Below are 23008 nucleotides of genomic sequence, written 5' to 3' on the forward strand. Positions count from 1 at the left end.
TCTCGACCTTCCCGTCGCCCAGAGCCCTACCTACCCAGCCCGCAATGAACACCCTGTTCAATGCGGGTTTGGTCCATAAAGAGATTGAGATCCGACCGTTATGACCGCAGAAAACCAGCCCATTGATCCCAACGCTGAAAGCACTTTCACCGGTGCCGACAACGCGGACAGCTCCAACTACCAGCCCAAGATTGACACCAACCAAGCCGGTGCATCCGAGGCCTATGGCGAAGGCGCTATCCAGATTCTGGAAGGGCTGGAAGCGGTGCGCAAACGCCCCGGCATGTACATCGGCGACACGTCCGACGGCACTGGGTTGCACCACCTGGTGTTCGAAGTGGTCGACAACTCCATCGACGAAGCACTCGCCGGCCATTGCGACGACATCTTGGTCACCATCCACTCTGACAACTCGGTCAGCGTGGTCGACAACGGGCGGGGCATTCCCACCGGCGTCAAGATGGACGACAAACACGAACCCAAGCGCAGCGCGGCAGAAATCGCGCTGACCGAATTGCACGCCGGCGGCAAGTTCAACCAGAACAGCTACAAGGTCTCGGGCGGCTTGCACGGCGTGGGTGTGAGCTGCGTGAACGCGCTCTCCAAAATGCTGCGCCTGACCATCCGCCGCGACGGCAAAGTGCATGTCATGGAGTTCAGCAAAGGCTTCGTGCAGAACCGCATCATCGAAGTGGTGAACGGCGTGGAAGTCTCGCCCATGAAGGTCATTGGTGACACCGAAAAGCGCGGCACCGAAGTGCACTTTCTGCCCGACACCGAAATCTTCCAGCAGAACAGCGACTTCCACTACGAGATCCTGAGCAAGCGCCTGCGCGAGCTGTCCTTCCTGAACAACGGCGTGCGCATTCGCCTGAAAGACGAACGCACCGGCAAGGAAGACGACTTCGCCGGCGCCGGTGGCGTGCAAGGCTTTGTGAACTTCATCAACAAAGGCAAAACCGTTCTGCACCCCAACGTGTTCCACGCCATGGGCGACCGCCAAAGCGACCAGGGCACCAACATCGGCGTGGAAGTGGCCATGCAGTGGAACAGCGGCTACAACGAACAAGTGCTCTGCTTCACCAACAACATTCCGCAACGCGACGGTGGCACCCACTTGACCGGCCTGCGCGCCGCCATGACGCGCGTCATCAACAAGTACATCGACGACAGCGAATTGGCCAAGAAGGCCAAGGTTGAAGTCAGCGGCGACGACATGCGCGAAGGCCTGACCTGCGTACTGAGCGTGAAGGTGCCCGAACCCAAGTTCAGCAGCCAGACCAAAGACAAGCTGGTCAGCTCCGAAGTGCGCGGCCCGGTGGAAGACATCGTCAGCAAGCTGCTGTTCGACTACCTGCAAGAACGCCCGAACGACGCCAAGATCATCGTCGGCAAAATCATTGAAGCCGCTCGTGCCCGCGAAGCCGCACGCAAGGCGCGCGACATGACGCGCCGCAAGGGCGTGCTCGACGGCATGGGCCTGCCCGGCAAGCTGGCCGACTGCCAGGAAAAAGACCCCGCCATGTGCGAGATCTACATCGTCGAGGGTGACTCCGCCGGTGGCTCTGCCAAGCAGGGCCGCGACCGTAAGTTCCAGGCCATCCTGCCGTTGCGCGGCAAGATCTTGAACGTGGAAAAAGCACGTTATGAGAAGCTGCTCACCAGCAATGAAATCTTGACGCTGATCACCGCACTCGGCACCGGCATCGGTAACGCCAGCGGTGGCGACGCCAAGACCGGCGCGGACGACTTCAACGTCGCCAAGCTGCGCTACCACCGTATCATCATCATGACCGATGCGGACGTTGACGGCGCCCACATCCGCACGCTGCTACTGACCTTCTTCTACCGCCAAATGCCCGAGCTGGTGGAACGCGGCCACATCTACATTGCCCAGCCGCCGCTCTACAAAGTGAAGGCCGGCAAAGAAGAGCTGTACCTCAAAGACGCCAGCGCGCTCGATGGCTTCTTGCTGCGCATTGCCCTGATCAACGCCACCGTGCACACCGGCGGCAGCGCCAACACCACACTCACGGGCGACACGCTGGCCGAGCTGGCGCGCAAGCACCAAGTAGCCGAAGCGGTGATCGCCCGCCTGAGCAACTTCCTCGACGCCGAAGCCCTGCGCTCCATCGCCGATGGCGTAAGCCTGAACCTCGACACCGTGGCCGATGCCGAAGCCTCTGCTGTGGCCCTGCAAGCCAGCCTGCGCGCGCTGGGCAGCGGCGCCGAAGTCAGCGGCGAGTTTGACGTGCGCACCGACAAACCCATCCTGCGCATCAGCCGCCGCCACCACGGCAACATCAAGAGCAGCGTGCTCACGCAAGACTTTGTGCATGGCGCCGACTACGCCTCGCTGGCCGAAGCCGCCAACACCTTCCGCGACCTGCTGGGCGAAGGTGCCCGCGTCACGCGTGGCGAAGGCGAACGCCAGAAGGAAGAGCGCGTCAGCGACTTCCGCCAAGCCATGCGCTGGCTCATCACCCAGGCCGAGCAATCCACCAGCCGCCAGCGCTACAAAGGCTTGGGCGAAATGAACCCTGCACAGCTGTGGGAAACCACCATGGACCCCACCGTCCGCCGCCTGCTGCGCGTGCAGATCGACGACGCCATTGAGGCCGACCGTGTGTTCACCATGCTGATGGGCGACGATGTGGAACCCCGTCGCGACTTCATCGAAACCAACGCCTTGCGCGCGGGCAACATCGACGTTTAAAATTTTTTGACAGCCTCATGAGCTGAAAAACCCAAAGCCCATAAGTTGAAAAACTTATGGGCTTTTTAATTGCAGCCGCACGCTGTGAGGCGGCTCAGCGCTACAGCCCCAATTGATTCCGCTGCGCGACATTTTCTGCTCGGAGCTGTTCGATCAATCGCTCTGCTTCGACAAGGCGCGCCGATACCGCCTCATAGGCCTGCGTCAAGCGCGCTACTTCAGCGGCAAGGTTGTCGGCCACTTCGGTCACGCGCTCTCGGGTGCCGTCGCGCGTTTGTGCCAACAGTGTGGCCAGGCCGCCCAGCCATCGCATGATCTCCACCCGTGTGGTGTCTTTGTGCAGTGGGTTCTGCAAGGTCGCCTTTTTCACGTCGGCGCGGCGGCACAGTTCAGACTGGGTCACGCGCCCGTGGTTGAACGGGTAGATACCGTTGTGCGCGTTGATTTCGGCTTCGATGTCGGCCATGGCCTTGCGCAGCCGCTCCAGTGCGGCTTCGGTGCGCGCATTGGGTTTATCGGACGGGGTCGATGGCTGGAGAAGCACGGTGGTCATGGAAAAAGTTTAAACGGCAATTGCGGTTTGTGGGGTCTCGGTTGCGGTTGATGGCTGCACGCTGCGCCAAACCAAACGGCGAGCTTCAAACGTTTAGGTGCAAAGAATGAATGCATACCTTTCGCACGCTGACTATTCCATTCCCCGGGCAACGCGATAAACTCTTAGCATCCTAAGATTTAAACAAAAACGCGCGGTGCTGGGTGCAGAACCCGCGCCATCCGCTAAAACCAAGAGACACCCAACACCATGCCCAAACTCCAACTCTCTGTCGCCATGGGCGACTACGACCGCACCCGCGCGCTGTTTGATGGCCGGGTGCTGATCGACGGCGTCGACCCGGTCTACATGCTGCTGAACCCGGAAGAAATGTTTTTCCGCGCGATGCGCAGCATGGACTTCGACATTGCCGAGTTGTCGTTCTCCAGCTACTTGGTGAAGCATGCCAAAGGCGACTGCCCTTACATCGCGGTGCCGATTTTCTTGTCGCGCGCATTTCGGCACACGTCGATTTACGTGCGCAAAGACCGCATCACCAAGCCGCAAGATTTGAAGGGGCGCCGCGTGGGTTTGCCCGAGTACCAACTCACTGCGAACGTTTGGGCACGCGCCATTCTGCAAGACGATTTTGGTGTGCGGCCAGAAGACGTGACCTGGGTGCGCGGCGGCATCGACACGCCGGGGCGGCCCGAAAAGATCAAACTGCAACTGCCGCCAAACGTGCATGTGGAAGCCGCCCCGGAAGGCAGCACGATTTCAGAGTTGCTCGACCGTGGCGAGATCGACGGCTTCATCGGCCCGCGCCCACCCAGCGCATCGGCGCTACGCAACCCGCACATCGGCTGGCTGTTCGACGACCCCACCGCCGTGGCCAAAGACTACTACCGACGCACCGGCATCTTCCCCATCATGCACGTGGTGGGCATTCGCAAAGAACTGGCGCAGCAACACCCGTGGTTGCCCGGCGCGGTGGTGAAGGCCTTCACCCAATCCAAGGCGGCGGCACTGGCCTTGTTGAGCGACACCTCGGCCACCAAAGTGACCTTGCCGTTTGTGGAAGAGCAACTCAAGGCTGCACGCGAAAGCATGGGCGAAGACTATTGGTCGTACGGTGTGGCACCTGCGCGCAAGACGCTGGAAGCCTTTGTGCGCCACCACCATGCGCAGGGTTTGTCGGAACGGTTAGTGCCTGTGGAAGAGCTGTTCCACCCTTCGACTTACGAGAGCTACAGCATCTAGAGGCCGCACTAGACGTCCCTTTAACACGTAGGTTTTTGCGGTTATTTTGGCAAACCTGCGGTTGATAATCTTTCGCAACTAGACCGCCCAGCCTTGTGTTTGGGCGCCATTCACGGTTGCAAAAATTCAACAAGGGACTTCATGCGCCAACGCACCTTCCAGCACTTCACGGGCACCGCTGCCATCGCCTCGGTACTCTTTGCCGCCAGCGCTTTGCCGGCCTTTGCCCAAGGTGAAGTCACGCTCTACACCACGCGTGAAGCGGGTCTGGTGCAACCGCTGTTGACCGCATTCACCGCCACCACTGGCACCAAGGTCAACACCGTGTTCGTGAAAGACGGCCTGCTGGAACGCGTGAAGGCCGAAGGCACACGCTCGCCTGCCGACGTGTTGATGACGGTGGACATTGGCAACCTGATGGATTTGGTCGAAGGTGGCGTGACGCAGCCGGTGAACTCGGCTGGCCTGAACAGTGCCATCCCCGCCAACCTGCGCGGCGCAGACGGCCAATGGTTTGCCTTGTCGATGCGCGCCCGTGTGCTCTACGCGCAGAAAGACTTGAAGCTCGGCGCCTTCCGCTACGAAGACCTGGCCGACCCAAAGTGGAAGGGCAAGGTGTGTATTCGCGCAGGCCAGCACCCGTACAACACCGCCTTGGTGGCCTCGATGATTGCGCACGACGGCGAGGCCAAGGCCGAGCAATGGCTGCGCGGCGTGAAGGCCAACCTGGCGCGCAAAGCTACCGGTGGCGACCGCGATGTGGCACGCGACATTCTGGGCGGCATTTGCGATGTGGGCCTGGCCAACTCGTATTACGTGGGCCAAATGAAGTCGTCCAAAGAAGGCACCGATGCGCGCAAGTGGGGCGATGCGATTCAAGTGGTGAAGCCCACGTTTGCCAACAGCAAATCGGGCGGCACGCATGTCAACATCAGCGGTGCTTCGGTGGCCAAGAACGCGCCGAACCGCGACAACGCCGTCAAGCTGCTGGAATTCCTGGCGTCTGAATCGGCGCAAGCTTTGTACGCCGATGCCAACTACGAATACCCCGTGCGCAAGGGTGTGACGCTCGACCCCATCATCGGCAAAACGATTGGTGAGCTGAAGGTCGACCCGCCGCCGTTGACCGAGATTGCCAAGTACCGCAAGCAGGCCAGCGTGTTGGTCGACAAGGTTGGCTTCGACAAGTGATGCCGTTTCGGCGCCCTTCGGGGCGCGTTTGAAAATGCCACCCCGGTTGCAAGCCGTCGGTGGCATTTGGCGTTTGGCCACGCTAGTGATCGCACTCGGCGTGTTGATGCCCGTGGCGTCGCTCGCCTGGATTGCGCTGGGCGGCGACTTTGCGCATTGGGCGCACCTGGCGCACAACGTCTTGCCCCAAGCCGCGCTCGACACCGCCATGCTGTTGGCCGGTGTGGGCGCGGTGGTGCTGGTGGTGGGCACCGGCTGCGCCTGGCTGGTGACGGCCTACCGCTTCCCCGGCCGCAGCGTGCTGCATTGGGCGCTGCTACTGCCGCTGGCCATGCCCACCTACATCGTGGCGTTTGCCTACCTCGACTTGCTGCACCCCATTGGCCCGGTGCAGGGTGCCGTGCGTTGGCTGCTGGGATTCGACAACCCGCGCCAGTTTCGCTTGCCCGATTTGCGCTCCATGGGCGGCGCCATCTTTGTACTTGGCTTTGTGCTCTACCCCTATGTGTACCTAGCGGCACGCGCCATGTTCATGACACAACCCGCACACCTGTTGGAGGCCGCACGCACACTGGGCGAAGGCCGCTGGGGCGCGTTTCGCCGTGTGGCCTTGCCCATGGCACGCCCGGCTTTGGCGGTGGGCTTGAGCCTGGCGTTGCTGGAGACACTGAACGACATTGGCGCCTCTGAGTTCCTCGGCGTGAACACGTTGACCGTGGCCATCTACACCACCTGGATCACGCGCTCCGACCTGGCGGGTGCGGCACAAATCGCCTGCACCATGATGCTGTTTGTCATCGCCCTGGTGGCGCTGGAACGGCATGGCCGACGCCACCGCCAGTTTGGCTCGGTACAGCGCATGCGCGCCGTGGCGCCGCACCCGCTGCATGGCGCCAAAGCGTGGGCCGCAACGGCTGCGGCCACTGCGCCCGTGGTCATTGGCTTCGGCGCGCCAGCAGCGTATCTCGTATCTGAAACCGCCAAGCGTTTGCTCCAGGGTTATCAACCCTCTGCAGGGCTGTGGGCCAGCTTGGGCAACACCGTGACGCTGGCGTTGGGCGTGACGTGTATCGCCGTGGCCAGCGGCCTGGTCGTGGCCTGGGCCTGCCGCCGCATCGGCTCGCGCCCCAACACCCACCATTGGCAAGCGCGCGCGGCCTCATTGGGCTATGCCATTCCCGGCACGGTGTTGGCGATTGGTTTGTTGACGCCCGCGCTGTTTGTCGACGCACAGCTGGCCGAGGTTTTTGGCCTGCCCGGTTTGCCGCTCATGGGTGCTGGTGCCGTGTTGGCGGCGGCGTGTGTGATCCGCTTCCTGGCCATGCCAATTGGTGGCATGGAAGCCGGCCTGGCGCGCATTCCCGCGCCACTGGAACAGGCCGCGCGCCTGCTGGGCGAAACGGCCACCGGCACGCTGCGCCGCGTGCACCTGCCGCTGCTGCGCCCGGCCATCACCGTGGGTGCCTTGCTGGTGTTTGTCGACACCATGAAAGAGCTACCCGCTACGCTGCTGCTGCGCCCCGCCAACTTCGACACACTGGCCACCTGGCTCTACGCCGAAGCCGCGCGCGGCACCTACGAAGAGGGCGCCATCGCCGCGTTGTTGATCGTACTGGCCGGCCTGCTGCCGGTGGTGGTGCTGGCACGCACCCAACTCGGCACCGCCACCGCAGAAGCCGCTAATCCGCTGGAAAACCTCTCATGACCGCCGTCCTCAGCATCGACAACCTACGCGTAACCTACCAGGGCGCACACGGCCCGCACGTGGCCGTGCAAGACTTTTCTTGGAGCGTGGAAGCCGGGCAAATCGCTTGCCTGCTTGGGCCTTCGGGTTGCGGCAAGACCACCGTGCTGCGCACCATTGCCGGGTTTGAGCCGCTCAGCGCGGGCAGCATTCGGCTGGGCGATGTAGTGCTGTCTTCGCCGCAAGTGCACCTGCCGCCCGAGCGCCGCCGAGTGGGCATGATGTTCCAGGAATACGCGCTGTTCCCACACCTCACCGCCGCGCAGAACGTGGCCTTTGGTTTGCGGCGTTTGGCCGCAGCCGACATCGCCACGCGTGTCGCCGACATGTTGACCCTGGTGGGCCTGCTCGATGCGGGCCGACGTTATCCGCACGAGTTATCCGGCGGCCAACAACAACGTGTGGCGCTGGCCCGCGCCATGGCGCCCACACCGGCCTTGCTGCTGCTGGACGAACCGTTCTCCAACCTCGACAGCAGCACACGCGAGCGCTTGTCGGTCGAGGTGCGCGACATCTTGCACCGCGCAGGGCAGACCGCGGTGCTGGTCACGCACAACGAGGCCGAGGCGCACACCATGGCCGATCAGGTGCGGGTGTTGTGAGCATGCGGCTGGGAGCGGTGGCTGTAAAGTCGTAACCGTTTCGGAACCCGCGCAACCGCAAACTCACGCACACTGCGGCCTCATTCAGTTGGATTGCATCGCAATCGCCCGCCATGCCCTCATCACTCGGCGCCGCAGAAGTGGCCCATCCGCACAGCAATTTCTCTGCGTTCTTAGCGTCGCTGTTCCTCTCCAAAATCGCCGACCAGGTGTTGCTGTTCCTGGGGCCGTTAGTGGTGTTTCAAACCACCAGCGATGTGGGGTGGTCGGGCCTGGCGTTTGCGTTGGAGGCGTTTCCGCGCTTCTTGTCGTTTCCCATTTGCGGCGCGCTCTGCGACCGCATATCGCCGGTGCGCTTGATGCGTTGGAGCCAGTTGTGGCGCGCACTGGTGTGTGTGAGCGGCGCAATTGGTGGCGCCGTGATCGGCGGGCTCGGCTGGTTGATTGCGTTGTCGGTCATCTGCGGCGTGTTGACCACGCAGGGCGCCATGGCGCGCGAGGTGATCTTGCCGCAGGCGTTTCAGCGCCACCGGTTTGAGAAGGTGCTGGCCTATTCGCAAACCGCCGACCAGGTGGGCGCCGTGCTGGGGCCGGTGGTGGCAGCGGGTTTGCTCGCGCTGTGGCAATGGCCCTCGGCAGTCGCCGCTACCGCTGGGATCTTTTTGCTAGGCGACCTGGCCTTGTTGTGGTGGCAGCACACCAACCGCGTGCCGCTGCATGCACGCGGCGCCAGCCAGGCCAGCGCATGGCACGCCATGTGGGGCGGGCTGCGCCACATCGTCATCACGCCGGGTCTGCGCAAGCTGGTGATTGAGGCGGCCGGCATCAACCTGGTGGTGGGTGTCACGCTGGCCTCGTCTGCGGCGCTCTTCACCGGCCAGCACGCGCAGTCGGCCGCCCGCTACGGTGTGCTGCAAACGGGGGGCGCCATTGCCACCGCGGTCATCTTGATGGGCATTGCACACATCGCCGTGCCGGTGCGCCGCTTGGGGATTGCTGCTTTTGCTTTGATGCTTTTGGGCGGCCTGCTCACGGCCTTCAGCGCCAGCGCGTGGGGTTATGCGGTGGGTTATCTGCTGGTGATTGGCTTCGACAAAATGTTCAACGTCTACCTGCGCAGCACGCGGCAAAAGCTCATTCCGCTGGCGGACTTCGGCAAGACCACCGGCGTGATGGCGATGCTGAACAACCTCACGCAACCTATCGCGGGCTTGGCCATCGGCGCGTTTGCCGCCCAGTGGACGGCGGGTGGGGTGATCTTGGCGCTGACGGGCTTGATGGCGTTGCTTGCTCTTGTAGCCGCACGCATCAAGTAACGCACACTAGGCCTCTAACACCCGCCGCCCGGCGGCCACCACGGCATCGGTCAGCCGGTCGAGCATGGGAATCTTCAGCCGCGCGTGTTGCCATGCCAGCGGCACCAGCAAGTCGCTGCCCGGCAGCAGGCGCACCAGGGTTCCGCTGTCGAGGTGCTGGCGCACATCGTCCACCGGGCACATGCCCCAGCCCATGTGTGCCAGGCTGGCGCTCACAAACCCAGGCGACGAGGGCAGCCAGTGCTGCGGCATTTCCACGCGTTGGCCGCAGGCGTTTTCGGCCCACTGCGCCTGCAATTGGTCTTTGCGGTTGAAGGCCAGGCAGGGCGCCAGCGCCAGACTGTCTGCGTTGATGCCGCGCGCAAAGTGGCGCGCCACATATGCCGGGCTGGCCACGGCCACGTAACGCATGCGGCCCAACGGCACGGCGCGGTTGCCTTGGATGGGCAACACGTCGCTGGTCACCGCCGCCAGCACCGTGCCGTCGCGCAGCCATTGGGCGGTGTGGTCTTGGTCGTCCACGCTGATGTCGAGCAGCGCAGGCGCGTCTTGCGTGAAGGCGGCGGCGGCGGTGATGAACCACGTGGCCAGGCTATCGGCGTTGACGGCCACGCGCAGCGTCACGCGTTGGTCGGCGCTGCGCAGTGCCGCCAGCGCGGGCAGGTTGCCTTGTAGCTCGGCCTCCAGCATGCCCACCTGCTCCATGTGGCGGCACAGCCAATGGCCGGCCTCGGTGGCTGTGCAAGGCGTGCCGCGCACCACCAGCGCCAGGCCCAGCCGTTCTTCCAGCAGCTTGATGCGTTGCGACACCGCCGAGGGCGTGACGTGCAGGGCCCGCGCCGCACGCTCAAAGCTGCCCTGGCGCACCACCTGCGACAAGGCTTCAAGGGAAACGTAGTCGAGCATATTTAGCAACCCTTAATGATCGGTAGAAAGTTTAACTGGGCTAAACAGTTGCGCGCTGGCATTCTTCGCGCCTATGTTGCATGTCCTCCAAGCCTCCGATCTCTCCGCCTTCACCCGTGGCCTGGCCTTGTGCTTCGGCCTGATCGTCGCCATTGGCGCGCAAAACACATTTGTGCTGCGCCAGGGCCTGCGCAACGAACATGTGCTGCCCGTGGTGGCCTTCTGCACCCTGGCCGATGCCGTGCTGGTGTTCGCCGGTGTGGCTGGCATGTCGCAAGTACTGGCGGCCAGCCCGGCCCTCGCAGCGTGGCTAGCCTTGGGCGGCGCCGTCTTCTTACTCGTCTATTCAGCCCTGGCCATGCGCCGCGCGCTGCAACACCACGCGCTGCAGGTCGCGGGCAACACGGGGCGCACCGTCACCCTGGGTGGCGTGATGCTGCAGTTGAGCGCCTTCACCTTCCTCAACCCACACGTGTACCTCGATACCTTCATGCTGATGGGCTCGGTGGGCGCGGCCCAGCCGGGGCAGGCACGTTGGTTTTTCGTCGCCGGCGCGGCCTGCGCCAGCCTGGTGTGGTTCACCGCCCTGGGCTTTGGCGCGCGCATGCTGGCCCCCTGGCTGAACCGGCCCAGCGCCTGGCGTTGGATCGACGCGACGGTGGCGCTGATGATGGCGGTGCTGGGCGTGGTGGTGGCGCGACAAGCCTTTGGCTTGTTTGCAGCGCTGTAGGCCAAATGACTAGGGCCTGTTAACACTATGGATGGGAGACGCGTTGCGAGTCCAAAAGGCCAGAGGCGAGGCGCAAAACGCAGCCGGGGTGAACCCCGGCAAGGCTTTGCAACGATGCGGCTGGTCTTTTGGGCCGCAACCCGAAGGGAACGTGGTTAAAAAACCGCCACTCCGCGTTGCCCGCCTAGGCCAGGCGGACGCCTGGCCGTCGCCGTGCGCCTTGATTGGCGGTTTTTTAATCACGTTCGCGCTCCCATCCATAGTGTTAACAGGCCCTAGACTCCACGGTCTCATGACAAGACCTGACCACACCTGCCGCCACGCCACCTCCGCCGATGTAGACCGCTGCTTCCACATCGAAACCACTGCGTACGAGGGCGACGAGGCTGCCACGCGCGAGAAGATCGCCACGCGCATTGCCCAGTACCCCGCAGGTTTTCTGGTGCTGGAGGTGCAGGGCGTGATCGCGGGCTTCATCAACTCGGGTTGCGCGTTCGAAGTGCACATGGCCGATGAGGCCTTCAAGGAACTGATCGGCCACGACCCGGCCGGGCCACAGGTGGTGATCATGTCAGTGGTAGTGCACCCGGACTTCCAGGGCCAAGGCTGGTCGAGCTTGCTGATGCAGCGCTTCATCGCCCACATGCGCGGGCAGGGCAAAGAGGCGATTCACCTGATGTGCCGCACGCACCACGTGGCGCTGTACGAGAAGATGGGTTACCGCTACGAGCGGCCTTCCGAGTCGGCGCACGGCGGCATTGCCTGGCATGAAATGGTGCTAGCCCTGTAGAGTACCCATTCGCTACGCAGCGTCACCCGGTCACTCCGTCTGTTCGGCCAAGCGCGCCGCCATGAAGTCCAGAAAACACGCGATGCGCGCCGCCAGCGCGGTGTTGCGGTAGTACACCGCGTGCACCGGCTGGCGCACCTCCAAGGTGTCGCGCGGCAGCACTTGCACCAGATCGCCCCGTTGCCGGTCGGTGCGGGTCATGAAGTCGGCCAGGCACACCACACCGGCGCCAGCCAAAGCCAGTTGGCGCAGGGTTTCGCCACTCGATGCGATGACGGCGGGCGTGATCTCCAGAGCGTCGCCACCCGCATCGCGTACCGGCCAGCGGTTGAGGTGGGCGGGTTGCGCAAATCCCAACAGCGTGTGGCCGGCGAGCGCCGCCACATCCTTGGGGCGGCCATGCGCCTTCAGGTAAGCCGGGCTGGCCAGCACGCGCAGCCGGTTGCTGCCCAAGGGGCGCGCGTGCAGCGTGGAGTCTTGCAGGGTGCCGATGCGGATGGCGATATCGGTGCGGTGCTCCAGCAGGTCGATGATCTGGTCGCTGCTGTTCAACTCCAGCGTGATGGCCGGGTACAGCGCGCGAAAATCGGCCACCAGCGGCACCACCACGTGCAGCATGTAAGGCGTGGCGGCGTTCACGCGCAAGCGGCCGGCGGGCTTTTCGCGGCGCACGGCCATTTGTTCTTCGGCCTCGTCCACCGCCGCCAAAATTTTGCGCGCCTGCGCCAAAAAAGCGTGGCCTTCTTCGGTCAGTTCAATGCGGCGCGTGGTGCGCTGGAGCAGAGTGGTGGCGAGCTTTTCTTCGAGCCGCCCGAGCGCGCGGCTGATGCCCGATGTGGTTTGGCCGAGCTGCGCGGCAGCGGCGGTGATGGAGCCGCTGTCGACCACCGTGGTCAGCGCCAGCAGCTCGTCGAGCGTGGTTTTCATGGCATAGCCGCCCTTTATTGTTGATTTTTGATCAACGATATTTTGCCCATTACCATCTTTTTCTGCAAAAGACTTCCGCGCACACTCCAGTCCATTCTTCAACTGGAGTCATCTCATGCCGCTTGCTTTATTGGCGCTGACCATCAGCGCCTACGCCATCGGAACCACCGAGTTCGTCATCGTCGGGCTGTTGCCCGTCATCGCCGCAGACCTGCACGTCAGCCTGCCATCGGCCGGCCTGTTGGTCAGCCTCTACGCGCTGGGCGTGGCCATTGGCGCGCCCGTGCTCACCGCCCTGACCGGCCGTGTGCCCCGCAAACAACTGCTGCTGGGTTTGATGCTGTTGTTCACCGCCGGCAACCTGCTGGCCTGGCAAGCGCCGGGCTACACCACGCTGGTGGTGGCGCGCATTTTGACGGGCCTGGCCCACGGCGTGTTCTTCTCGATTGGCACCACCATCGCCACCAGCCTGGTGCCGAAAGAAAAGGCCGCCAGCGCCATTGCCATCATGTTCACCGGGCTCACCGTGGCACTCGTCACCGGCGTGCCGCTGGGCACCTTCATTGGCCAGCACTTTGGCTGGAACCAAACCTTCCTGGCCGTCTCGGCTCTGGGCTTGATCGCCTTTGTGGGTAGCCTGTTGTTTGTGCCAAAGAACATTGCGCACCAACCGCCGGCTTCGCTGCTGCAACAGGTGAAGGTGCTGGGCCAACCGCGTTTGTTGCTGGTCTATGCCACCACCGCACTCGGCTACGGCGGCTCGTTCATCGCGTTCACTTACCTCGCGCCGATCTTGCAGCAAGTGTCGGGCTTCAGCGCCAACGCGGTGAGCCTGGTGTTGCTGGTGTATGGCGTGTCGGTGGCCGTGGGCAACATCTGGGGCGGCAAGCTGGCCGACCAACACGGCGCCATCCGCGCACTGCAAATCATCTTCTTCGGCTTGGCTGCCGTGTTGTTTGTGTTGACGTTCACCGCCGCCAGCCCATGGCTGGCCTTGGCCACCGTGTTGGTGTGGGGCGCTGTGGCCTTTGGCAACGTGCCGGGCTTGCAGGTGTATGTGGTGCAACAGGCTGAACGTGTGGCCCCCCAAGCGGTAGACGTGGCCTCAGGCCTGAACATCGCCGCCTTCAACCTCGGCATCGCCGGTGGCGCCTGGGGCGGTGGCCTGATCGTCGAACACCTGGGCCTGCTGCACACACCGTGGATTGGCGCCCTGGTGGTGCTGGGCGCCTTGGGCCTGACCACCTACAGCGGTTGGCTCGACCGCCGCTTGCCCGCCATGCCACGCAGCCAACGCACGGTGGCCGCGCACTGAAATTTGAACTCGATAGGAAACACATCATGACCACGACCAAAACCCTGAGCACCGGCCCGGCCACCATTCCCTCGCTCGGCTTCGGCACCTTTCGCATCCCCGGCGCAGAAGTGCTGCAGATCTTGCCGCACGCGCTGAACGCAGGCTTTCGCCACATCGACACCGCACAAATCTACGGCAACGAAGCCGAAGTCGGCGACGCGATGGCGGACGCAGGCGTGCCACGCAACGACATCTTCCTGACCACCAAGGTCTGGGTGGAACACTACCGCGCCGATGCGCTGGTAGCCTCGGTACACGAGAGCCTGCGCAAGCTGCGCACTGACCACGTAAACCTGTTGCTCCTGCATTGGCCTAACGCCAATGTGCCGCTGGCCGAAACCATCGAAGGCCTGAACGCTGTGTACAAGGCCGGTCTGGCGCAACACATTGGTGTGAGCAACTTCAACACGCAAATGATGGAAGAAGCCGCGCGCCTGAGTGCTGCGCCGCTGGTGACCAACCAGGTCGAATACCACCCCTACCTGAACCAAGACAAGGTGATGGCCGCCGCCCAGCAACTCGGCATGACCGTGACCTCGTACTTCGGCTTGGCCGATGGCACGGTGGTACACGACCCGCTGCTGCAGACAATAGGCCAACGCCACGGCAAAACGGCGGTGCAAGTGGTGCTGCGCTGGCTGGTGCAGCAGCCGAATGTGGTGGCGCTGACCAAGACCGTGCAGCCGGCGCGCGCCGTGTCTAACTACCAAGTGTTTGACTTTGAACTGAGCTCCGACGAGATGGCCAGCATCAGTGCACTCACCTCGCAGAACAAGCGCCTGGTCAGCCCCGATGGCTTGGCCCCAGCTTGGGACTAAGCCTCAGATCAAGGTCAACAACGCCTGCAGCGGGTCTTCATTAGCCCGACTGGCCGGGCCGACAGGCAAGCGCGCGCTGGCGACAAAGGTGTGAACCTGCTCGGGCGGCAGCGGCTTGCTGAAGAAGTAGCCTTGGTAGTCTAGGCAACCATGCTGTGTTAAAAACTCGCGCTGCTCGGCGGTCTCCACACCTTCCGCGATCACCGCCAGGTTCATGCTTTGGCCCAGGCGGATGATGGTGCGCACAATGGCCGCGTCGTTGGGATCAGTAAGCACGTCGCGCACAAACGATTGGTCGATCTTCAACTGGTCGAGCGGCAAGCGTTTGAGGTAGGCCAACGATGAGTAGCCGGTGCCAAAGTCGTCGAGCGAGAAGCGCACGCCCAGTGATTTGAGCTGGGTCATCTTGTCCACCACCATCTCCACGTCATCGACAAGCATCGTCTCCGTCAACTCCAGCTTCAGACGCTCTGCATTCGCACCCGTGGCGCGCAAGGTCTCCACCACCTGCATAACAAAGTCAGGATGTTTGAACTGACGAGAGCTGACGTTGACTGCCACGGTGAGTTGGTTTGCACCGTCAGTGACAGCCCAGTGCGCCAGCAGTTGGCACGCCTGCTCCAGCACCTGGCGGCCCAGCTCCAGAATCAAACCGGTTTCTTCGGCCACGGGCACAAATTCGGCCGGCGACACCATGCCGCGCACCGCATGGCGCCAACGCACCAGCGCCTCAACCCCTGTGCACACGCCACCTGCGCCGGCCTGGGGCTGAAAGTAAGCCTGAAAATCGCCCTGCACCAGTGCCGCGCGCAGCTCGCTCTCCAGCGAGGCACGGGCCATCACCGCCGCTTGCAGGCCGGGGTCGAAGAAGCGCAAGGTGTTGCGGCCCGCCGCCTTGGCCTGGTACATGGCAATGTCGGCCTGCTTGAGCAAGTCGCCCACCACATCTTCTGGCGTGCTGAAGCGCGTGGCGCCGATGCTGCAGGTGCTGATGTGTTCGTTGCCGTGCAACTGGTAGGGCTGGCTCAGGCTGGTCAGAATTTTTTCCGCCAGGAGCTTGGTTTGCTGGCTGACCTCTTGGGCATCAACACCCAGGCGCTCCAGCAGCACCACGAACTCGTCGCCACCCAAACGGGCCACCGTGTCGCTGGCGCGCACACAACTGGCCAGGCGTTGCGCCACTTGGCGCAGCAGTTGGTCGCCGCTGTCGTGGCCCAAAGAATCGTTCAGCGTTTTGAAGTTGTCCAGGTCGATGAACAACAGGGCGCCACCGCGGCCGGTGCGGCCGCAGTCAGACAACGCGTTGCGCAGCCGGTCCATCAACAGCAGGCGGTTCGGCAATGAGGTCAGCGTATCGAAGAACGCAAGTTTTTCGATTTCGCGCTCGGCCAGCTTGCGTTGGTTGATGTCGGTGTTGATCGCCAGAATGGAATGCGGCTGGTCGTTCGCGTCACGCACTAGCGTCCAGCGCGCTTCCACCCACAAGGTGCTGCCGTCCTTGCAGCGTTGCTCCATCTCGCCGTGCCATTCGCCACGCTCTAGCAGGGCTTCGTTGGCCAGGTGGTACTGCAGCGGCGTGTCGTAAATGCGCGTCAGCACCGACCGGCCAATCATCTCTTGTGCGCTCCAGCCGTACATGCGTTCGGCACTCTTGTTCCAGAACATCACGCGCGCGTCGAGTCCGCGCACCACGATCGCGTCTTGCGCTTTGTCGAGCAGCGAAGCTTGGTGCTGGATGCGCGCATCAGACTCCTGCCGGTCGAGCTCGGCTGAGGCGCGGGCTGCAAAGATCTGCAGCGTGGAATGCACAAATTCGCTGTCGAGTGGCGGCTCCTGGAACAAGGCCACCAGCAGGCCCTGCACCTCGCCATTGCCGCCCATCAACGGGCGCGCCAAGCAAGTCTGCACATCGGGCAAACCAAAGGCGGCCACAGCGGGATAACGGGTCAACACCTGGTCGCAATGCAGGTTGGTGTCTTGGTCAAAGCAGTCGTCCCACGGCATGCCCTCAGTGGGGATGACCAACTTCGGTACGGCAACGCCCGCCACCACTGCGGCGATGGTTTGCGTCTGGCAGCCGCCACCCGGCAAGGTGGGCACCACACGCGCCACAAACCCGGCTTGGGCGCCCAGCGCCTCGGTCATGTTGCGCACCAGTTGCTCAAAGAAAGCCGTGCCTGTGGACGCCGAGACACCTGCCGCCATCTTCAACACGGCGGCCTGCACCCGGCGTTGGCTGTCTTGCGCACGCTGGTGCGCAATGCCATAGGCCAGGTCGTCGGCCAGTTGTTGCAGCAGGCGAATTTCGTCCTGGCTGATCTGCACCACTTCGCTGGCGTACAGGCACAACATGCCAAACGTTTCGTCCCCGTTGCGCAGCGGCAGGCTGGCCATGCCGCGAATGCCGGCTTCGGCCAGGTCGGCCAGGCGCGACTGGAACAAGGGCTCCAGCATCAGGTCTTCAACGATCACCACCTCGGCGTCACGCACGGTGCGCATGATGGGCTTGAGGGTCATGTCTTCGTCCGCGCGCCAGCTCAGCGGCAGCGTAGCGAGAAACGGCGCGCTATAGCCAGCCTCGGCCTCGCGGGTGATCGAATACACCGGCACGTCATCCGGGTGCTCCTGCACCGGCTTTTGCGCGTAACCCACCCACACACGCCGATAACCGCCGATGTCTACGGCCACCTGGCAGATGGCGTGCAGCAGGGCTTCTTCACTGGTGGCGCGGATCAGCGCTTCATTGCAGGCGCTGCGCAGGCGGTGCGCGCGGCTCAGGCGGGTGAACTCACGTTCTGCGCGGCGGCGCAGGGTGACGTCTTGCACCAGCACCAGGCGCGCGGGTTGGCCGGCAAAGTCGATGGCATCGGACGACACCTCGATCTCGATCACCGTGCCGTCTTTGCGGATGTGGCGGCGCGGCAGCGCCAACACCTTGGCCGCGCTGGCCGTGGCCAGCAGGGCGCGTTCCATTTCCACCGCGTCGGAGGCAGGCCACAACTGGTGCACGGTCATGCCCAAGAATTCGGCTTCGCTGTAGCCGTAGTGCAGCACCGCTGCGCGGTTCACCGCCAGAAAACGCCGAGAGTCGCGCGCCGTGACCCACATGGGGCACGGGTTGTGGTCGAACAGCATGCGGTACTGCTGGCTCGACGCCTTGACCTGCAGCGCCAACCCATAACGGTGGATGGCACCGCCCAAAGTTTCGGCCACCGCCTGCAGCGAGCTGCGTTCACGCTCCCCAAAGGCCGCCACCCGGTTCGAATGCAGCCGCAGCACCCCGACGGCGTTGCCGCCGTTGCGCAGTGGCGCCAGCATCAGCGAGCGCACCTGCGGCAGCAGACGGGCGGCCAGCGGATTTGACACCGGGCTTTGCCATACGTCCGGCGTGTAGAGCAGCTCCTGGTCGCGCAGCACGATGCCCGCCAAGCCGGCCTCTACCGGCATGAGTTGCCCGACCAGGTGCGCGCATACGCCCGTGGCCGCCTTGCACACCAGGGCGTCGTCGTCCACCAAGTCGATGGCACAGCCGTCGGCGCCGGTCAGGTCGAGCAGGCGGTCGGCCATGTGGCCCAACAAGGCATCGCGTCCCAGTGCCATCTCGCCTTGCAGCTCAGCCATTTCTTGTTGGATGTGCAGCAGCTTGGTGCGGATGCGTGCGTCCATCACCGTCTCTGCGGCAACGTGTTCGCGCGCGTCGGCCTCACGCTGGTGCCACTGCAGGCGCTCGGCCATGTGCTGGGCCAGTAATTGCAGGGTTTGAAGTTGCGCGCTACGCACGGCCAACGCCGGTTCGGTCAGCGCGGCTCTTTCCAATGCGGGAAGCTTGACTGCCAACACCCCGAGCACAGTGCCATCAGCATTGGGCTCCAACGGCAAACCCAGCAGGGCATGGCCCTCAGGCGCGTCTTGCTGCACCGGCTGGCCCGTGCGCAATACCTCGGCAGCGCAGGTTTGCGCCCAATCCGTCGCTGCATCATCAGCACCCACGCTGCACACCACGCGCAGCGCACCGTCGCATACGGCGAGCAATGCAGCAGCCTCAGCCCCGCAGGCTTGCGCTGCCACTTGAACCAGCGGCGCCAGGCCAGCGGCCAGCCAGATGCCGTCGGCGTTCATCAAGCGGTGTGCCACGAGCAGAAGCAGGGCAGGTCACCGCAGACGCCGCATGCGGCTGCTTTGGACGGGGTGGCTAGTCTGAAGTTTTGAAATCTTGGGTGCATCAACAACAGGGTCGCCGGAGTGAAAGTAAAGTTTTCGACACGAATGGTTACAAACCTCTTCGCGCCCGTCAAGGACGGTTCACCCAAGCCCTGTTGTCAATCTGTCACCAAGTTGTCGCGCAAGCGCCTGTAGGCTTATTCGTTGTCGATGTTTTCGTGCACCGCCACGCTGCCACGGCGCCAGTAGCCGGCGGCTTTCACCCACTTGGGTTGGGCACCACGCTCGGCCAGCAAATAACTGCGCAAGGCCTTGGCGGCACCAGTCTCGCAGGCCACCCAGGCATGAAAATCCCCGGCAGGCCACGCCAGTGCTTGCAATGCGGCCAACAAGCCAGCGGATTCGCCTGCGGCGGCACCGTCACGCAATACCCATTGCACTTGCAACGCGGCGGCGCTTTGCAGGCTTTGCACACACGCGGCGTTGTCGACTTCGGCCACCACGATGGCACGGCTGCCAGCCGGCAATTCGGCCAGACGGCGGGCGATGGCAGGCAAAGCGGTGTCGTCTCCGACCAACAGGTGCCAGTCAAAGTCGGTGGGCAACAGGAACGAACCACGCGGGCCGCCAATCACCAGCGGGTCGCCCACTTTGGCCTGCAACGCCCACTGGGTGGCGGGGCCGGCTTCGTGCAGCGCGAAGTCGATGTCCAGCGTCAACGCCTGGGCGTCGAAGTGGCGCGGCGTGTAGTCGCGCATGATGGGGCGCGGCGCATCGGGGGCCGACTCGACGCCATTCGGGCCGAGTTGCGGTGCATGGAATTCGCCGGTGGCCGGGTCGGGGAAAAACAGCTTCACGTGGTCGTCAAAACCGGGGCTGTAAAACCCCTGCAGTTCGGCGCCACCCAGGGTGATGCGCAACATGCCGGGCGTGAGGCGCGTGCTGCGCACCACGCGGACGTTGCGGCGGCGCAGTTCATGGCGCACACGTTGGGCGGTGCGGCCGGAGAGTTCGGCCAGGGCAGGGTTCAAAGGTGTGTTCATAGAGGTGCTCATAAGCGTTCGAGGTTTTGCGCTGCGGTGTCGAGCACGGCAGCAAAGGCGTTGGCCTGTTCTTCGGTCAAAGGGGCGCGCGACAGGCGCATGCGCACGGCCAGTTTCAGGTTTTCCAAAGCACGCACCACTTGTGGCGGGCGCGTCGCCAGGCTGTTGCCGGCGTCGCCCATGCGGGCCATCATGGCGTCGGCAGCTTCGCGGTTGGCTTGCAGGTATTCGCGACCGGCGTCGGTCACGGTGTAGAGCTTGCGGCCGCCGCTTTCGGCGGTCACTGCGGTGTGGCCCAAGTCTTCAAGCCAGGTTAGCGCGGGGTAGATCACGCCGGGGCTCGGGCTATAGCGGCCTTGCATGCGGTCTTCGATCTGTTTGATGAGTTCGTAGCCGTGGCTGGGTTTGTCGGCAATCAGTTGCAGCAGCACAAAGCGCAGGCCGCCGTGAGCGAACACCCGGCTGCCGCCTCCGCCACGACCTCGGCCGCCTTCCAGTGGGTGTTCATGCCCGAAACCACGACCGTGGCCATGGGATTCGGGGCCTCGACCGTGCACGCGGCCGTGATGGAAATGATGAGCGTCACGCATGATGAGACTTTCTATTCAGATATATCGATACTGTTACGATATATCTAAATTACATCGAATGCAATGCCTTCAACCGACGGCCCTTGGCGCGTAAGGGTTAAATTTATCAAGGCCAAAAACGCATATTTCGCTTTCCAGGTATACACATAAAGCTATCAAAATAGAAGCGTTAAAAAACCCGAAAAAGCCAAGGCGTCACGTATCTTCATCAAAGCACGCAGAAGCATTACGTCAGCGATACCTGCGCGCCACATGCGACCTGCAGAATCCGCCGCGGGTCACAGATCACATTTGGGCGCCCTCTCACCGCCCAACCCGACCTGTTCTGCGTCATCCCCTCCTTCGCGTCTCCTCCCCCATGCTGTCTACCTGCTCTTCACCAAGTGCTTGGACGCTTCCGCTGCTGTGCAGCCTGGCGCTGTCCCTGCCTGCCCACGCTGCGAAAGAGGCCGCATCAGAGCTGGCATCAGAGCCGGTGACCATGAACTTCAGCAACGCCGAGATCGAGGGCGTGGCCCGCACCTTGAGCGTGATCACGCGCCACAACATCGTGGTCGACCCGCGCGTGAAAGGCACGCTGTCGCTGAACACCGACGACCCGGTGTCGCCCGCGCAGGCGTGGGAGCAGTTCTTGGCGGCGCTGCGCCTGCAGGGCTACACCGTCGTCGAGAGCAGTGGGCTCTACAAGATCATTCCCGAGGCCGAAGGCAAGTTGCAGTCAGCCTCGGTGCGGGTCAATACCGATCAGGTGCGCGGCGACCAGATCGTCACCGAGATCTTCAAACTGAACTTTGAAAACGCCAGCAACCTGCTGCCGGTGCTGCGACCGTTGATCAGCCCCAACAACGTGATCAACGTGAATACCGGCAACAACTCGCTGGTGGTGACCGACTACGCCAACAACCTGGCGCGCCTGCGCACCATCATTGCCGCGCTGGACACACCGAGCGCTACCGATGTGGAAGTGATGCCGTTGCAACACGCAACGGCCGCCGACTTGGCGGTGACGGTGCGGCGCCTCAGTGAAACAGCCGGTGCTGCCACCACAGCCAACGCTGTCTCCACTGGCGGCAGCGCAGCGTCAGCATCCACCACCAGCGCCTCCATCGTCGCCGACACACAGAGCAACAGCCTGCTCGTGCGTGCGCCCAACCCGGCGCAACTGGCTTTCATCCGCTCGTTGGTGGCCAGGCTCGACCAGCCGCGCGGCAACAGCAACGTGCGTGTGGTCTATCTGAAAAACACCGATGCCGTGCGTTTGGCGCAGGTGCTGCGCGCGGCCTTCCCGACCGACACGGCCAGCGCTGCGGGCGCCAGCACTGCAACGGCGACGAAGACCAGCACGGCCACCGTCTCCAGCGACACAACCGCCAGCAGCAGCAAAGAATCCACGGGATCGACCACCGCAATAACCGCCAACGCCCAACCCAGCACCGGCGGCGGCATCCAGGCCGACCCCACCAGCAACGCGCTGATCATCACCGCACCCGAACCCAAGTTCAAAGAGATGCGGCAGATCATCGAGCAACTGGACTCGCGCCGCGCGCAGTTGTTTGTCGAGTCGCTGGTGGTGGAAGTGGACGCCAGCAAAAGCATAGACCTAGGCCTGCAGTGGTCGAACATCTTCGACATCAGCAGCAGCACCACGTTGACACTCGGCACCGTGGCAGCGGCGCTGGAATCGATGTCGGGCACGAACATCTTGTCGACCGCCAACGTGGTGACGCTGGACAACGAAGAGGCGAAGATTGTGGTCGGCAAAAACGTGCCCTTCATCACCGGCTCGTACACCAGCACCACCAGTTCCAGCCCATTCCAGACGATAGAACGCAAAGACGTGGGCATCACGCTGCGCATCAAGCCGCAGATCGGCCAGAGCGGCAACATCCGCATGACGATTTACCAGGAGTCTTCGTCCGTGGCCTCGACCAGCAGCACACTGGGGCCGACCACCAACAAACGCTCGATCGAGTCCAGCGTGATGGTGAATGACGGCAAGATCATTGTGCTGGGCGGCTTGATCGAAGACAGCACCAGCGACGACGCTACACAGGTGCCGGGTGTGGCCGATGTGCCGGTGCTGGGCGCGCTGTTTCGCAGCATCAGCCGCTCGCGCAAGAAGACCAATCTGCTGGTGTTTCTACGCCCGGTGGTCATGCCTGACGAGACCGCGAGCAATGCGTTGTCGCTCGACCGCTACGACTACATCCGCGCGCAGCAACAGGCCCTGCCGGACGACATCCACCAGTTGCCGCCCCAGCCCGCACCGCTGTTGCTGCCGCTGAGCCTGGGCAAGAACTTAGCGCCACTGTCGAAGTAACCGGT

General features: G+C 63.3%; 17 protein-coding genes. 11 read left to right on the plus strand and 6 right to left on the minus strand.

Annotated elements, in window-relative coordinates:
- Positions 1 to 100 precede the first annotated feature (100 nt).
- Entirely contained in the window at positions 101 to 2716 is a 2616-nt protein-coding gene (gene gyrB, locus ACPWMG_RS27180; RefSeq protein ID WP_483302581.1) for a DNA topoisomerase (ATP-hydrolyzing) subunit B, read from the plus strand.
- A gap of 100 nt (positions 2717 to 2816) precedes the next feature.
- Here gyrB and ACPWMG_RS27185 read toward each other — a convergent pair whose 3' ends face one another.
- The gene (locus ACPWMG_RS27185; RefSeq protein WP_483302582.1) at positions 2817 to 3269 is read right to left on the minus strand and encodes a hypothetical protein; all 453 of its coding nucleotides are present in this window, start codon (positions 3267 to 3269) and stop codon (positions 2817 to 2819) included.
- Positions 3270 to 3518: 249 nt separating this feature from the next.
- Between ACPWMG_RS27185 and ACPWMG_RS27190 the strand changes: the two genes are divergently transcribed.
- The 5 genes from ACPWMG_RS27190 to ACPWMG_RS27210 all read left to right on the plus strand — a co-directional run bounded on the left by ACPWMG_RS27190 (position 3519) and on the right by ACPWMG_RS27210 (position 9361).
- Positions 3519 to 4508: an ABC transporter substrate-binding protein gene (locus ACPWMG_RS27190; protein ID WP_483302583.1), complete on the plus strand. Its 990-nt coding sequence runs from the start codon at positions 3519 to 3521 to the stop codon at positions 4506 to 4508.
- 141 nt (positions 4509 to 4649) lie between these two features.
- Entirely contained in the window at positions 4650 to 5699 is a 1050-nt protein-coding gene (locus tag ACPWMG_RS27195; RefSeq protein WP_483302584.1) for a Fe(3+) ABC transporter substrate-binding protein, read from the plus strand.
- Positions 5700 to 5733: 34 nt separating this feature from the next.
- A complete protein-coding gene (locus ACPWMG_RS27200; RefSeq protein ID WP_483302585.1) occupies positions 5734 to 7404 on the plus strand; it encodes an ABC transporter permease in 1671 nt (556 codons plus the stop codon).
- A complete protein-coding gene (locus ACPWMG_RS27205) occupies positions 7401 to 8045 on the plus strand; it encodes an ABC transporter ATP-binding protein (RefSeq protein ID WP_483302586.1) in 645 nt (214 codons plus the stop codon). Before ACPWMG_RS27200 ends, ACPWMG_RS27205 begins: the two co-directional genes overlap by 4 nt.
- Positions 8046 to 8158: 113 nt before the next feature.
- Positions 8159 to 9361 carry an MFS transporter gene (locus ACPWMG_RS27210; protein WP_483302587.1) on the plus strand — a complete coding sequence of 401 codons (1203 nt, stop codon included), beginning with the start codon at positions 8159 to 8161 and terminating at the stop codon, positions 9359 to 9361.
- A 6-nt stretch (positions 9362 to 9367) separates the two neighbouring features.
- Here the strand turns inward: ACPWMG_RS27210 and ACPWMG_RS27215 are convergent, their stop codons facing one another.
- Positions 9368 to 10267 (minus strand): LysR family transcriptional regulator ArgP, encoded by a 900-nt coding sequence (locus ACPWMG_RS27215; RefSeq protein WP_483302588.1) that lies wholly within the window; start codon positions 10265 to 10267, stop codon positions 9368 to 9370.
- 73 nt (positions 10268 to 10340) lie between these two features.
- Between ACPWMG_RS27215 and ACPWMG_RS27220 the strand changes: the two genes are divergently transcribed.
- Together ACPWMG_RS27220 and ACPWMG_RS27225 are read left to right on the plus strand one after the other, a co-directional pair.
- On the plus strand, positions 10341 to 10997 hold the full coding sequence (locus tag ACPWMG_RS27220) for a LysE/ArgO family amino acid transporter (protein ID WP_483302589.1): 657 nt from the start codon (positions 10341 to 10343) through the stop codon (positions 10995 to 10997).
- 292 nt (positions 10998 to 11289) lie between these two features.
- Positions 11290 to 11787, plus strand: coding sequence for a GNAT family N-acetyltransferase (locus ACPWMG_RS27225; protein ID WP_483302590.1), 498 nt, complete (start codon positions 11290 to 11292; stop codon positions 11785 to 11787).
- Positions 11788 to 11817: 30 nt separating this feature from the next.
- On the opposite strand, the gene ACPWMG_RS27230 is transcribed toward ACPWMG_RS27225, so the two are convergent.
- A complete protein-coding gene (locus ACPWMG_RS27230; RefSeq protein ID WP_483302591.1) occupies positions 11818 to 12714 on the minus strand; it encodes a LysR substrate-binding domain-containing protein in 897 nt (298 codons plus the stop codon).
- Positions 12715 to 12829: 115 nt separating this feature from the next.
- Here ACPWMG_RS27230 and ACPWMG_RS27235 point away from each other — a divergent pair, with 115 nt between their 5' ends.
- Together ACPWMG_RS27235 and ACPWMG_RS27240 are read left to right on the plus strand one after the other, a co-directional pair.
- Complete coding sequence (locus ACPWMG_RS27235) at positions 12830 to 14029, plus strand: MFS transporter (RefSeq protein WP_483302592.1); 1200 nt, start codon at positions 12830 to 12832, stop codon at positions 14027 to 14029.
- 26 nt (positions 14030 to 14055) lie between these two features.
- Positions 14056 to 14889 carry an aldo/keto reductase gene (locus ACPWMG_RS27240; RefSeq protein ID WP_483302593.1) on the plus strand — a complete coding sequence of 278 codons (834 nt, stop codon included), beginning with the start codon at positions 14056 to 14058 and terminating at the stop codon, positions 14887 to 14889.
- A gap of 3 nt (positions 14890 to 14892) precedes the next feature.
- On the opposite strand, the gene ACPWMG_RS27245 is transcribed toward ACPWMG_RS27240, so the two are convergent.
- From ACPWMG_RS27245 to ACPWMG_RS27255, 3 genes are all read right to left on the minus strand, one after another.
- Positions 14893 to 19023 carry an EAL domain-containing protein gene (locus ACPWMG_RS27245; RefSeq protein ID WP_483302594.1) on the minus strand — a complete coding sequence of 1377 codons (4131 nt, stop codon included), beginning with the start codon at positions 19021 to 19023 and terminating at the stop codon, positions 14893 to 14895.
- Between the two features lie 224 nt (positions 19024 to 19247).
- Positions 19248 to 20093 (minus strand): siderophore-interacting protein, encoded by an 846-nt coding sequence (locus ACPWMG_RS27250; RefSeq protein WP_483302595.1) that lies wholly within the window; start codon positions 20091 to 20093, stop codon positions 19248 to 19250.
- Between the two features lie 8 nt (positions 20094 to 20101).
- Positions 20102 to 20683 carry a PadR family transcriptional regulator gene (locus tag ACPWMG_RS27255; RefSeq protein ID WP_483302596.1) on the minus strand — a complete coding sequence of 194 codons (582 nt, stop codon included), beginning with the start codon at positions 20681 to 20683 and terminating at the stop codon, positions 20102 to 20104.
- A gap of 358 nt (positions 20684 to 21041) precedes the next feature.
- Between ACPWMG_RS27255 and ACPWMG_RS27260 the strand changes: the two genes are divergently transcribed.
- A complete protein-coding gene (locus tag ACPWMG_RS27260; protein WP_483302597.1) occupies positions 21042 to 23003 on the plus strand; it encodes a secretin N-terminal domain-containing protein in 1962 nt (653 codons plus the stop codon).
- Positions 23004 to 23008: the final 5 nt, after the last annotated feature.

The organism is Hydrophilobacter chitinilyticus, assembly GCF_049860745.1.
GTDB lineage: Bacteria > Pseudomonadota > Gammaproteobacteria > Burkholderiales > Burkholderiaceae_C > Rhodoferax_B.